Consider the following 13,211-nt stretch of genomic DNA (forward strand, 5'->3'; position numbering starts at 1 on the left):
GCTCTAATGGCACCATAGTTGATCGACCTTCCTCACCCAGCCATAGAAGCAGTATTGACGGTTTTAATTCTTTTTCATTCGCTGTGGTGCAGCGCTTGCGCTGCATGGTTGGCTAAATGGCAGTTTAGTTGAAGATGACATAGTAGTGTTTTAGCAGGTAATTTATGGTGTTAACGAGAATTATTAATTTGAATAAGCAAATCGAAAATTAAAGGAGGATAAAATATGAGTCGAATTTGTGTTATTGGAATTTATGTACCTAATATTCAGAAGGCAATTGATTTTTACACTACAGTTTTAGGGTTCGAAGTTAATAAACAATATGGTCCCAAGATTGTAACACTAGTTCACGGAGATCTACCAATAGTATTAGAGGAAACTGAAAAATTTTCATACACTGCAAATACCAATACTTCAGGTGTGGTATTAGGATTAAAAACTGAAGACATTAATCATACAGTTAATCTGTTAAAAGAACATAAAGTTGATTTCATTGTTGATGAACCAACAAAATGTCCTCCTGGAAAATATGTCAGCTTTAGAGACCCATTTGGTAATGTTTTAGAGTATCTGCAATTTGATTAATATATATGAAAGTAATTGAACCATACTCTATTAATTGACCTTATTTTTTATTGACTTAATAAAGGAGGAACTCCTTTTCTAATTGAACTATTGCATGCAATTGTTGAAGACACAGTTACTATGGCAACTCTTTTTTTAAGTAAATGCAGATTTTATGAATAAGTATTTTATATGTTGGTTTAGCTATAAAACATATTATTTATTAAAAAATAATAAAAAGGTGTTGACATTTTAATTGATTGAGATTAAAGTAATGATTAATTAAATGACGAAAAGCAATGATAGGAACAGAGTAGTGAAGTTTCCCTGTAACAGAGAGCTGATGGTTGGTGTGAATCAGTACAAAAAACGACATGAATTACAGTCCTTGAGCATCTTCTTCGAACAAAATAGTGAGGGGAAGACGGTGATGCGCCGTTAAGCAATGAAGATGTTAGTACATCTAATGGATTAATGTACTAATAACTAGGGTGGTACCACGGATAAGAAACGTTCGTCCCTACTGTGAAAACAGTAGGGACTTTTTTATATTTAAATTAGATTATAAATTGAATAGTGACATGCAACGAAAGGAATAAAGTAGTGAAGTTTTCCCTGTAACAGAGAGCTGATGGTTGGTGTGAATCAGTACAAAAAACGACATGAATTACAATCCTGGAGCATCTTCTTCGAGCAATTATGTGAGGGGAAGACGGTAAAGCGCCGTTAAGCAATGAAGAGATTAGTACATCTTTAAAAGATATGTGTACTAATAATTAGGGTGGTACCGCGAATAAGTTCGTCCCTACTGTGAAAACAGTAGGGGCTTTTTTATTTTTAGATTAGAAATTGAATAGTGACATGCAACGAAAGGAACAAAGTAGTGAAGTTTTCCCTGTAACAGAGAGCTGATGGTTGGTGTGAATCAGTACAAAAAACGACACGAATTACAGTCCTGGAGCATCTTCTTCGAGCAAATATGTGAGGGGAAGACGGTGATGCGCCGTTAAGCAATGAAGAGATTAGTACATCTTTAAAAGTTATGTGTACTAATAATTAGGGTGGTACCGCGAATAAGTTCGTCCCTACTGTGAAAACAGTAGGGACTTTTTTATTTTAAAAAATTAATAGATTTGAAGGGAGTGATTTATATGAGTGATGACTATTATGACTATTTATACGAATTTAAAAAAATATTAAAGAAAAAGAGGAATGATCACAATGATTACTAAAACTGTAGAAACAAAAAAAATACCATCACACTTAAAACAATTTTTATCAGTACAAAATTATGATCTATACACACCAATTGACCATGCGGTTTGGCGCTATGTAATGCGACAAAATCATCATGCGTTAAAAGGAAAGGCACACGAAGCATATGTCGATGGTTTGAAAAATTCAGGGATTGAAATAGAGAAAATTCCAAATGTAGATGAAATGAACAGATCGTTAGCAAAAATAGGGTGGGGTGCTGGAATTGTTAATGGATTGATTCCAGGTAATGTATTTTTCGAATTATTGGCTAATGGAATTTTACCTATCGCAACAGAAATTCGAAAAATCACAAATATTGCTTACACACCTGCTCCTGATATTATTCATGAAGCTGCTGGGCATGCGCCAATCTTATTTGATCCAGTATTTAGAGAATTTGTCCAAAAAATTGGGGCGATTGGAGCAAAAGCATTTGCTACAAAGGAAAAACAGGAATTATTTGATGCTGTAAGAAACTTAACAATTGTAATGGAAGATCCGAATTCAACTGAAGAAGAAAAGATTGCTGCCCAAAAATTAGTAGAGGAAAAACAAAATGCCATTGTAGGAATTTCAGAAGCTGAAAAAATATCCAGAATGTTTTGGAGAACTGTAGAGTATGGTCTAATTGGTGAAGTTGATGATCCGAAAATTTACGGTGCAGGTCTATTATCATCAGTTGGAGAAAGCACACATTGCTTTACAGATGCAGTAGAAAAAATTCCATTTTCTGTAGAAGCTTGTACTGTTCATCCGAAAAATGTTACTGAAATGCAATCACAATTATTCGTTTGTAAAAGTTTTGAGGAATTAATTGAAGGTGCGGAATCTGTAGCTAACACGATGGCATTCCGTGTTGGTGGAACTGAGAGTTTAGAAAAAGCCATACTTTCAAAAAGTGTTGCTACTTTTGTATTAAATTCAGGTTTAAGTGTAACGGGAATTGTTCAGTCAATTCTAAAGGATTCTAACGAAGAAGCAATCTATGTTAATACGATTGGAGAAACAGCTCTTTCTATAAATAATCGTGAATTAAATGGACATGGGAAAACATACCATAGAAAAGGATTCGGCACACCAATAGGAGCTCTTAAAGGAAATATTGAATTAGAAAATTGTGATCATCTTAAACTAAAAGAGTTAGGAATAATTGAAGGAGAAACGATTGTTTTAGAATTTTTAAGTAACATCATTGTTTCTGGAAGAATAGTCAATATCCTAAAAAATGAAGACAAAATAGCATTAATTTCATTCGAAGATTGCACAGTGACCCATGAAGGAAAAGAATTATTTAAAAAAGAATGGGGAACTTTTGACATGGCTGTTGGTTCAAAAGTAGTTTCAGCTTTCCCAGGAGCAGCTGATCCAATTGCTTTCTTTGATGAAGAAATTATACAAGATGAATTAACTAATAAAGTACCTGCTCCATTAACTGATTTAGAAAAGTTATTCCAGCAAGTAAGAAACGTAAGAGAAAATGGAATGTTAAGTGAGGAAGGTATTCAAAAATTAATAGAAATCCACCAAGAACTGAATCGATCACATTCAACTGATTGGTTATTACGATTAGAATTACTTGAAATAAGTGTAAATAATACAGGATTAGATGAATTAGTTCCACAACTAAGAACGGAATTAGAGGAATTAAGAAAAGAAGGTTCTGTTCGTGAACTGATAACGAATGGACTAAAATTAGTGTGATATTTTAAAAAATGATCCTGTAATTTAGAGAAGTTATAAGTTTATAAGTTTGAAAATTATGTATATTAAGAAAAAAATGTTTGAGGTGTATGAATGAACATTGTAATTGTAAATGGTAGCCCAAGAGCAAATAGTCGTACAAAAAAATTGAATCAAATTATTTTAAAGAAACATGATTTGAAATACATTGATTTAAGTGAAATGGAGATTCCATTCTTTGACGGGACAGATGAACAAAAACACAACATTCATGTAGTAAATTGGATGGATGCAATTGAAAATGCTGAAGCAGTCATTTTTACAACTCCCGAGTATCATGGAGGAATGAGTGGATTACTTAAAAATGCGACAGATTTTCTAGGAAGTAAACATTTAAAAGATAAACCAGTAGCAATCATCGCGACAGCTGGAGGAGGTAAAGGAGGCATTAACGCTCTAAATAACTTAAGAATTGTACTCCGTTCTCTTTATGCGAATGTGATAGCAAAACAAATCGTAATTGATCCAAATGATTTTATTTCGGATGAAAGTAATTTGAGTAATGAAATTCATTTATCAATTGATGAAGTAATCAATCAACTTAAAAAACAAGTGAATGTTGAAAATATGTTAATTTAATAAGCTTTTTTCTAAATAATTGTCGCTTTTGAGATTGAGAAAATTTAAACATAGAAGTTGATTACAATGGAAGGTGCGAGACTCCTGTGGGAATAGCGGAAAGGCTGAGACCCCGCAGGAGCGAATGCGACGAGGAGGCCCAGCTCACGCCCAAAAGAAAGGGAGCATCCTGGAGTTGTAATCAACTAACGCATTCTAAAATAGCAACATAGTTTACCAAAAAAGTCATTTAATAATGCTAATCAAAAAACCACTTCTTATTCAAAATAGGAAGTGGTTTTTAAATGTAGTAGACAGTCTCATAGTTAGCTGAACCATTTGGTAAATAAATGAAAATATGGTATAAATAAAATACATTGATCAGTTAGAAATGAACTAAATGTGCAGATTTTTTGTAAGTATAGAAAGGCATAAGTGTGATAACAATGGATGATAAGAAAAAAGTTATCGTAATTGTAGGGCCAACTGCAGTTGGAAAAACAAAAATTAGCATTGATATTGCAAAAGCACTTAATGGTGAAATCATCAATGGTGATGCAACGCAAGTATATAAAGAATTGAATATTGGTTCTGCAAAAATTACGGATGAAGAAATGGAAGGTATCACGCATCATCTTATTGATTTTAAGGAACCAATTGAGTCATATACTGTTGCAGATTTTCAACGAATGGCAAGAGAAAAAATTGAAGAAATATCAAGTAGAGGCAAAGTACCGATTATAGTTGGTGGAACTGGGTTATATATTCAAAGTGTCTTATATCATTATGAGTTTGTTGAGCAGCAAGGGGATGAACTTCTAAGGAATCAACTCGAAGGTTATGCGATGGCATTTGGTAATGATGCACTTCATGACAAACTAAAAGAAATTGATCCTGTTAGCGCTAAGAATATACATCCTAATAATGTAAGAAGAGTAGTTCGTGCGATTGAAGTATTTCAAACAACTGGGCAAAAATTCTCTGAGAATGCATTTGAAAAAGAGCCCGAACCACTATACGATGCGACAATTATCGGTTTAACAATGGATCGAGAAACGTTATATGAAAGAATTAATTTACGAGTAGATATTATGTTGGACCAAGGCTTATTAGATGAAGCGAAACAGTTGTATGAAAAAGGCATTCGAAATTATCAATCGGTTCAAGCCATAGGCTACAAAGAACTATTTGATTATTTTGAAGGCAGATATACACTTGATGAGGCTATCGACCTGATAAAGCAAAGCTCTCGTCGATATGCAAAAAGACAATTAACTTGGTTTACAAATAAAATGAAAATACATTGGGTTCAAATGGATTTAGACACATATATGTCAAAAAAACAGGAAATTTTTGCTCTGCTTGAAGGAATGGGCTATTCCATCTCGAATAAATAAAAGTAGAGGAAGAAGAGGAGGAAAAGGATATGAAACAATCAATCAATATACAAGATCAATTCTTAAACCAATTACGTAAAGACAATCTTGAAATCACAGTATTTCTACTAAACGGCTTCCAAATAAAGGGGAAAGTAAAGAGCTTCGATAACTTTACTGTTTTATTAGATGTATTGGGAAAACAACAACTAATTTATAAACATGCAATTTCAACATTCATTCCATCAAAAAATGTTCAAATCGAAATGTAATTAGCTAATATCCAAAGAGCATTCGTCTAAATCGACAATGCTCTTTTAATTTTTTCTGTAATAAATATTAATGTGGTTTCTAAGAAAATATGATAGAAACAGTGTACAAAAACAAGGTTTTACAATAAAAGTATTATGTAAACTAGTGAAGAAGGTGAATAATAAATGACTATAAAGGAACTAGTAAGTAATGATGAAACGATCGCAACCCAAATCATACATGTTCAAAAGTTATCATATCAAATTGAAGCAAAGATCATAGAATTTGAAGGTATACCTGGTTTAAAAGAAACAATAGATGATGTAATAAAATCAGAAGAGACGTTCATTGGAATGTATTCTGAGGATCAACTCGTTGGCTTTCTTTCTTTTACAATGAATGACACGACAATTGATATTTGTAAGCTAGTTGTTCATCCGTCTAATTTCAAACAAGGAATTGCTTCTAAATTAATTTCACATTTACTTTCAAATTTTGGTGATTCTAAAACAATAATTGTTCATACAGGTACAAAAAACAGCCCGGCTATTAATTTATATAAAAAGTTTCATTTTATTGAGAGTGAACAGTTTTTAATTGAAAATACACTTTCAATTACTAGATTAATAAGAAACAAGTAAAAAATAATAGAATGTTAAGTTTATATGAAAACAACTTCTCTAAGAAATCGTAGAGAAGTTGTTTTCAGAAATTTTTTAAATTAATCATGACAAATTTTCTGCATATTGGATATATCTTTTTAAAGTGACTGCCGTTTTTAATCCAACTACCTTCAAAATCTCTTCAATTGGAAGATTCTCTCGCACTTTTCTTAAGATAAATGTATTTCGTAGGTGCTGAGAACATATCCCTTTTCTTAAATCTGCGCGTTCGACTTCTAACCTTAACATTTTTTGAAAAGCAATTTCTGTTAAAGCTTTAGGAGAATCATCCTCGTAAACCCAGTGAAATGTCATTCGATTAAAATCAAACGCAACAAAAAGTGGATGATTGGAATGATAATGTGGCCGAACAGGCTCAGGAATGGTTTGAAAATACTCGTATAGAAGTATTCGATCTTTTTTCTCTAGTGTAATTGTTCTCTTTGATCCGTATTTATTATGAATTGTTAATTGATCTGTTGCAAAATGAACATCTTTCATTGTGAGATCGATTACTTCTCTTAAACTAAGACCATAATTAAGCATTAATTTGACCATTATTTCATTTCGGGTCTTTAAAAACGGGCGTGCTTTTAATTGTTTTTCAGAGAGATTTTTGAAAGATTGTAGTGTGATTAATAAAGAATCTTCTTCTGCTTCAGAAATAAAATCATCACTTGAGAGTGACCTAGACGGTGCTATTTTATATGCAGTATTAGGTATGTAGTTTTCAATTTCAGCTTTTTCACTTTGTAAGTATTTATAAAATTGATTTAAAACAACAACAATTCGATGTAATGTCTTTTCGTTATAACCTTTTTCTTCTACTAGATATTGAAAATACTCATTAAAATCTTTAATTGTAAATGAATTCCATAGTGGTGAAGTGATTTCCTTACCGCATTTCAAAAAATAGCGAAAACAATCCTCTAGATCATAAGCGTAACGCTTAATTGTAGATTGTTTCCTTCCTTTATGGTGTAAAAAAGAAGCAAACTGTAGAATTGTATCATTCATTTCATGTGATTGTAATTTTGTTAACATCAACAGCCCACCTTTTTTGATTTTTTACCATTATATCAAAAATATAGAATGAAATAGTAAAAGTTGGAATAGCCATCTAATCTAAAGTTAGATTTAGATAAGTTCTTGTCTTGAAATATGAAATAGATACATATGATAATAGTAAATTATTCATTTCCTATTTCTCGGGAAAGCGCAAGAAACAACTAAATCCCACAAAAAACTACTAAATTCGCAAAAAATAGACAGTATGAAACGAGGTGCTTGACTTGGAGCAACCAATTCGTCTAAAAGACAATGGGCAAATAAATATTGTACTGAATACCGTAAGAAGGGGAGAGGAAGCTCCGGTATCTTCCACTCCTGTTCCACAACAACAAAAGCACCAGTTACTTCAAGAGATCGAGTATGAACTTCATCATTTAATCGGTATGGACGAAATCAAAAAGATGGTTCAAGAAATATATGCCTGGATTTATATAAATAAAAAACGAGAGGAAGCAAATTTAAAGGCAGAGAAACAAGTATTACATATGCTATTCAAAGGAAATCCTGGTACTGGTAAAACAACAGTTGCTAGAATAATTGGACAAATATTTACGAAGATGGGCGTACTCTCAAAAGGGCATTTAATTGAAGTGGAACGAGCGGATTTAGTAGGGGAATACATTGGACATACAGCTCAAAAAACAAGGGATTTACTGAAAAGAGCTATGGGTGGAATACTCTTCATTGACGAAGCCTATTCACTTGGCCGAGGTGGTGAGAAAGATTTTGGTAAAGAGGCCATTGATACGTTAGTAAAACATATGGAAGACAAACATGGGGATTTAGTGTTAATTTTAGCCGGTTATTCTTCAGAAATGGATTATTTCCTAAACTTAAACCCAGGATTAAAATCAAGATTTCCGTTTATTTTAGAATTTCCAGACTACGAAGTAAATGAATTAATGGAAATAGCAAGGAAGATGTACATTGAAAGAGACTATATTTTAGCTAGAGATGCTGAGTATAGATTAAGAGAATACTTAGTTCGAGCAAAAAACGAAAATAGAGTCCATTTTAGCAATGGAAGATTTGTTCGGAATATCGTTGAAAAATCAATTCGAGCACAAGCTACAAGGCTTGTGTCTGAAAAAAAGCCATCTAGAGAAATACTTATGAGGATTGAAGCGATGGATTTAAAATTTAATGAAACATCTCTACGGTAATTAGGGGCTACTCATTTCTTATTGAGTAGCCTTTTCGAGTTATTAAAAAGGAGTTTATTAAAAATTAGAGAATAAAAACTAGAAAAATAGAAAGGTGAAGTGTGATCTCTCTACTAACTTCAATAATAAAATAATTTGGCTCTTTTCTAAAAGGTAGTTGTTACTGAGATTATTAATTTTAAAGACAGAAGTTGACTACAATGGAAGGTGCGAGACTCCTGTGGGAATAGCGGGAAGGCTGAGACCCCGCAGGAGCGATAGCGACGAGGAGGCTCAGCTCACGCCCCACGGAAAGGAGCATCCTGGAGTTGTAATCAACTAACACATTCTAAAATAGCAACAATGTATACGATGCTTAAACGACTGCTCAAACAGTCGTTATTTTACTTATCAATTATCAATAATTTACTTTAACAGAGCCAAATAGATAAATAAAAAAAGCCACAAAAAAGTGGCTGCAAGAATTTAGTAGTTCAATGATTTAGCTGTTTTCTTAGGTAGTCCCCAATGTTTGTAAACAGAAAGTAGTCTAAGAGTAACAATTACGGCAAATAATATTAATTGCTCAACGTTATTTTGAATCCAACCAAATCCAATAAATAATCCAGTTACGATTGCCCAAAAAGCATAAACTTCAGAGTGTAATACCATAGGCTTACGGCGTGCAAGTAAATCCCTTACAATACCCCCACCAATACCAGTTAACACAGCTGCAACAATTACTGCACTAATTGGCAGTTTTAGAATAACAGCATATTTTGCACCTTGAATTGCAAATGCTGCCAATCCAATACTATCTAATAATATTTCCCATTTTTTCCAGTGTTTGATCGAAAGCGATGGAAAAAAGAAAATAACCGTCATTGATACAAGTGCAATTGTAAAATATGTACTTTGCTGCCAAAGAAAGTGAATAGGATATCCGATTAATAAATTACGTAATGCTCCTCCACCAAATGCAGTAGCAAATCCTAAAATATACACACCAAATAAATCATACTCTTCTTCCATGGCAACGACTGCTCCACTTAATGCAAACGCAATAGTTCCAATGATGCTAAATAAATCCCACGTCCCCATGTAGTACATGCCCCCATTAAATTAAAAGATGAAAAATTAACCGATATTCATTATAATAGAGAGACATCAAATCGTAAAGAAAGAAAAGAGGAATTTTGTGACGAACGAAATAAAGGAAAAGGCGATCCTTGTTGGGTGTCAATTACAAAATGTAGATGATGAACAATTTGACTATTCAATGGATGAATTAGCTTCATTAACAAAGACAGCAAATGGTGAAGTCATCTTAATGACATCACAAAAAAGAACAAAATATCATTCTGCCTTGTACATAGGAACTGGAAAAGCTGAAGAATTACTTGCAGCAATCGAAGAACTTGAGCCAGATGTTATTATTTTTAATAATGAACTAACTCCTTCTCAAATTCGTAACTTGACTTCAATGTTAGGAAAAAGAGTAATTGATCGGACACAGTTAATATTAGATATTTTCGCTCTAAGAGCTAAATCAAAAGAGGGGAAATTACAAGTAGAGTTAGCTCAGCTTCAATATTTATTACCAAGATTAGTTGGACAGGGAACTGAGTTATCTAGACTAGGTGGTGGTATCGGTACTCGTGGACCTGGTGAAACAAAACTTGAATCGGACCGAAGACATATTCGCAAACGAATTGACGATATTAAACAACAATTAAATGTCATTGTTGAGCATAGAAAACGTTATCGTGAACGTCGCAAACGAAATGAAATGTTTCATATTTCGTTAGTTGGTTATACAAATGCAGGGAAATCAACATTATTTAATCGATTAACTAAATCAGATACGTTTGAGCAAGATTTATTATTTGCAACACTAGATCCAACGACTAGAAAGTTTATGCTTTCTAGCGGGATGACGACTCTTTTAACAGATACAGTTGGATTTATTCAAGATTTACCGACATCTCTTGTTGCAGCTTTTCGATCAACTTTAGAAGAAGCTACGGAAGCAGACTTTATTCTTCATGTTGTCGATGCTTCACATGAAAATTATCGAAGCCATGAAGAAACAGTAAAACACTTATTAAATGATCTAGATGTTAAAAATATTCCAATGTTAACTGTTTATAACAAAATGGATAAAGTACATCCGGATTTTGTACCTGAACCTTCAACTACACATCTTGAAATGAGTGCACTAAATGAAGGGGATTTACAAAAACTACGAACTCGAATTGAAGAAGAATGTAAACAATATATGGAATACTATGAAGTTAGTATCCCTTCATTTGATGGTAAATTGTTACATGAAATTAAAAAATATACTTTATTAGAAACGATCGAATTTAATGAAGAAAACGAGACATATGACTTAACTGGTTATGTTTTTAAACATCATTCATTATTTGATACAGTAAATCGTTATCGAACAAACAAGGAGCAATAAATAAAGATGTTACAACTATTGAAAAATGGACATAAATTAACACCAATTGTAAGTGAAGTTGAAAAACAAATTAAAGAACGTCACCAAGAAATTGATGCAACGATTGAATATAATCAATTTCGCGTATTAGAAAGTTTTCGTAAATTTAAAGTTTCTGACAGCCATTTCATTCCTACAACTGGCTATGGGTATGATGATATTGGTCGAGATACACTAGAAGAAATCTTTGCAGATGTCCTTGGAGCAGAAGCAGGCTTAGTACGTCCTCAAATCATTTCAGGAACACATGCAATTTCAACTGCGTTATTTGGTGTGTTGCGACCAGGTGACGAACTACTTTATATTACAGGAAAACCTTATGATACATTAGAGGAAATCGTAGGAATTCGTGGGGAAGCAGGAAATGGCTCATTAAAAGATTTTGGAATTTCATATGATACGATTTCATTAATAAATGATGAAAAAATTAATTATGAAGCAATCTCAAAACGCATGACAGATAAAACAAAAATGATTGGGATTCAACGATCAAAAGGATATGCAACAAGACCATCTTTTACAATTGAACAAATAAAAGAAATGATTGATTTTGTAAAACGAATCAACCCTGATGTTATTGTGTTTGTTGATAATTGCTATGGTGAATTTGTTGAGTTTCAAGAACCATGTCATGTTGGTGCAGATTTAATGGCAGGTTCATTAATCAAAAATCCTGGTGGTGGATTAGCAAAAACAGGTGGCTACATTGTTGGGAAAAAAGAGCTTGTTGAGAAATGTGGCTATCGATTAACGTCACCTGGTATTGGACGTGAAGCGGGGGCGTCACTATATGCACTACAAGATATGTATCAAGGGTTTTTCTTAGCACCACATGTAACAGGCCAAGCGTTAAAAGGTGCTGTATTTACTGCAGCATTACTTGAAAAACTTGGAATGAATACAAATCCTTCATGGGATGCAGTACGTACGGATTTAATTCAATCCGTTCAATTTGATGATCGTGAGAAAATGATTGCTTTTTGTCAGGCGATCCAAACAGCATCTCCAATAAATGCACATTTTACGCCAATGGCAAATTATATGCCAGGCTATACAGATGATGTCATTATGGCAGCAGGTACTTTTATACAAGGCTCAAGTATTGAGCTTTCAGCAGATGGTCCAATCAGACCGCCTTATGTAGCATATGTTCAAGGTGGACTAACATATGCTCATGTGAAAATTGCAATTTGTTCAGCGGTTGATTCCTTGATTGAGAAAGGTTTATTAACTATTTAACAATAAAGCTCCTCCCTATAGAGATTAAGGGAGGAGCTTGTTTTTTAGTCTTTGTCAATAGAATATTGGTGATTTTCTTATTCGACTAACTGGCAGGTTAGTTGAAGAAGGATTTTATTTACAAACAAGAGGGAAATATTATAATAAATATTGAATTTATATAGCGGTGAGTAATCACTGCATCTCTATATCAGGAGGTTGTTAGTATGTCGAGAGAATTATGGTTGAACCTGCCAGTGCGAGAACCAGAACGGGCAAAGGCGTTTTATACGCAGCTCGGTTTTCGGTTGAATGAGCGGTATGCGAGTCAAGACGGCTCATTCAGCTTGATAGTCGGCGATAATCAGGTTGTTATAATGCTCTTCCCGGAATCCGTGTTTCACGGTTTTACTGGTAATGCGGTTGTGAATTCATGGCAAGGTACTGAAGTGTTATTCTCTCTGGGGGCGAATTCCAGGGATGAAGTTGATGAGCTCGCTTTGAAAGCCGAACGTGCCGGCGGCAATGTATTCAGCAAGCCTGGTGAAAAGGGTGGCTGGATGTACGGCTGCGGTTTTACGGATCCGGACGGTCATCGGTGGAACGCATTGTATATGGATATGAGCAAAATGCCGAAAGGCTAAAAACCGATTCGCCATTTCGAGACGAGTGTTTAAAAAGATAGTAAAGCCTTTTTTTCTTCAACTAAAAGGGTGCGATAGTTTAACAAGAATGAGCTGCTTAGATTGCACCCCTTAAAGTAGATGTTGAAAAACCCAGAGTTGGGCAACATTGACTTTAAGGGGTGTTTTCTTATGGCGAAAAAAGGTCAGAAGTTCCAAAAATATAGTTTCGAAATTAAAGC

Annotated in this window: 12 protein-coding genes and 3 other annotated features; of the genes, 10 read left to right on the top strand and 2 right to left on the bottom strand. The window is 33.7% G+C overall.

The features are described 5' to 3' along the window. Positions 1 to 225: 225 nt before the first annotated feature. From J5Y03_RS19515 to J5Y03_RS19540, 6 genes are all read left to right on the top strand, one after another. Positions 226 to 585: a VOC family protein gene (locus J5Y03_RS19515; RefSeq protein ID WP_209407669.1), complete on the top strand. Its 360-nt coding sequence runs from the start codon at positions 226 to 228 to the stop codon at positions 583 to 585. Positions 586 to 854: 269 nt separating this feature from the next. Next, positions 855 to 1,089 (top strand) — a binding site (T-box leader). Between the two features lie 52 nt (positions 1,090 to 1,141). Then, positions 1,142 to 1,374, top strand: a binding site (T-box leader). Between the two features lie 47 nt (positions 1,375 to 1,421). Next, positions 1,422 to 1,654: a binding site (T-box leader), on the top strand. Between the two features lie 131 nt (positions 1,655 to 1,785). Then, positions 1,786 to 3,522 (top strand): aromatic amino acid hydroxylase, encoded by a 1,737-nt coding sequence (locus J5Y03_RS19520; RefSeq protein WP_209407670.1) that lies wholly within the window; start codon positions 1,786 to 1,788, stop codon positions 3,520 to 3,522. Between the two features lie 93 nt (positions 3,523 to 3,615). After that, a complete protein-coding gene (locus J5Y03_RS19525) occupies positions 3,616 to 4,140 on the top strand; it encodes an NADPH-dependent FMN reductase (protein WP_209407671.1) in 525 nt (174 codons plus the stop codon). A gap of 425 nt (positions 4,141 to 4,565) precedes the next feature. Continuing rightward, a complete protein-coding gene (miaA, locus tag J5Y03_RS19530) occupies positions 4,566 to 5,516 on the top strand; it encodes a tRNA (adenosine(37)-N6)-dimethylallyltransferase MiaA (protein WP_209407672.1) in 951 nt (316 codons plus the stop codon). Positions 5,517 to 5,545: 29 nt separating this feature from the next. Then, positions 5,546 to 5,767, top strand: coding sequence for an RNA chaperone Hfq (hfq, locus tag J5Y03_RS19535; RefSeq protein ID WP_209407673.1), 222 nt, complete (start codon positions 5,546 to 5,548; stop codon positions 5,765 to 5,767). 165 nt (positions 5,768 to 5,932) lie between these two features. After that, entirely contained in the window at positions 5,933 to 6,388 is a 456-nt protein-coding gene (locus J5Y03_RS19540; RefSeq protein ID WP_209407674.1) for a GNAT family N-acetyltransferase, read from the top strand. 84 nt (positions 6,389 to 6,472) lie between these two features. On the opposite strand, the gene J5Y03_RS19545 is transcribed toward J5Y03_RS19540, so the two are convergent. Next, positions 6,473 to 7,453: a tyrosine-type recombinase/integrase gene (locus J5Y03_RS19545; RefSeq protein ID WP_209407675.1), complete on the bottom strand. Its 981-nt coding sequence runs from the start codon at positions 7,451 to 7,453 to the stop codon at positions 6,473 to 6,475. A gap of 248 nt (positions 7,454 to 7,701) precedes the next feature. Between J5Y03_RS19545 and spoVK the strand changes: the two genes are divergently transcribed. Further along, positions 7,702 to 8,643 carry a stage V sporulation protein K gene (gene spoVK, locus J5Y03_RS19550; protein ID WP_209407676.1) on the top strand — a complete coding sequence of 314 codons (942 nt, stop codon included), beginning with the start codon at positions 7,702 to 7,704 and terminating at the stop codon, positions 8,641 to 8,643. Positions 8,644 to 9,108: 465 nt separating this feature from the next. On the opposite strand, the gene J5Y03_RS19555 is transcribed toward spoVK, so the two are convergent. After that, positions 9,109 to 9,723 carry a trimeric intracellular cation channel family protein gene (locus tag J5Y03_RS19555; RefSeq protein WP_209407677.1) on the bottom strand — a complete coding sequence of 205 codons (615 nt, stop codon included), beginning with the start codon at positions 9,721 to 9,723 and terminating at the stop codon, positions 9,109 to 9,111. Positions 9,724 to 9,820: 97 nt separating this feature from the next. Here J5Y03_RS19555 and hflX point away from each other — a divergent pair, with 97 nt between their 5' ends. From hflX to J5Y03_RS19570, 3 genes are all read left to right on the top strand, one after another. Further along, positions 9,821 to 11,089, top strand: coding sequence for a GTPase HflX (gene hflX / locus J5Y03_RS19560; protein ID WP_209407678.1), 1,269 nt, complete (start codon positions 9,821 to 9,823; stop codon positions 11,087 to 11,089). Between the two features lie 6 nt (positions 11,090 to 11,095). Continuing rightward, a complete protein-coding gene (locus J5Y03_RS19565; protein ID WP_209407679.1) occupies positions 11,096 to 12,367 on the top strand; it encodes a methionine gamma-lyase family protein in 1,272 nt (423 codons plus the stop codon). Positions 12,368 to 12,573: 206 nt separating this feature from the next. Beyond that, on the top strand, positions 12,574 to 12,990 hold the full coding sequence (locus J5Y03_RS19570) for a VOC family protein (RefSeq protein WP_209407680.1): 417 nt from the start codon (positions 12,574 to 12,576) through the stop codon (positions 12,988 to 12,990). Positions 12,991 to 13,211 lie beyond the last annotated feature (221 nt).

The organism is Gottfriedia endophytica, from assembly GCF_017814275.1.
Lineage (GTDB): Bacteria > Bacillota > Bacilli > Bacillales > Bacillaceae_G > Gottfriedia > Gottfriedia endophytica.

Bases quoted from the DNA above. Each gene is read 5' to 3' on its own strand.
- J5Y03_RS19515 (WP_209407669.1), top strand. From the start codon at position 226: ATGAGTCGAATTTGTGTTATTGGAATTTATGTACCTAATATTCAGAAG.
- J5Y03_RS19520 (WP_209407670.1), top strand. From the start codon at position 1,786: ATGATTACTAAAACTGTAGAAACAAAAAAAATACCATCACACTTAAAA.
- J5Y03_RS19525 (WP_209407671.1), top strand. From the start codon at position 3,616: ATGAACATTGTAATTGTAAATGGTAGCCCAAGAGCAAATAGTCGTACA.
- miaA (WP_209407672.1), top strand. From the start codon at position 4,566: ATGGATGATAAGAAAAAAGTTATCGTAATTGTAGGGCCAACTGCAGTT.
- hfq (WP_209407673.1), top strand. From the start codon at position 5,546: ATGAAACAATCAATCAATATACAAGATCAATTCTTAAACCAATTACGT.
- J5Y03_RS19540 (WP_209407674.1), top strand. From the start codon at position 5,933: ATGACTATAAAGGAACTAGTAAGTAATGATGAAACGATCGCAACCCAA.
- J5Y03_RS19545 (WP_209407675.1), bottom strand. From the start codon at position 7,453: ATGTTAACAAAATTACAATCACATGAAATGAATGATACAATTCTACAG.
- J5Y03_RS19555 (WP_209407677.1), bottom strand. From the start codon at position 9,723: ATGGGGACGTGGGATTTATTTAGCATCATTGGAACTATTGCGTTTGCA.
- J5Y03_RS19565 (WP_209407679.1), top strand. From the start codon at position 11,096: ATGTTACAACTATTGAAAAATGGACATAAATTAACACCAATTGTAAGT.
- J5Y03_RS19570 (WP_209407680.1), top strand. From the start codon at position 12,574: ATGTCGAGAGAATTATGGTTGAACCTGCCAGTGCGAGAACCAGAACGG.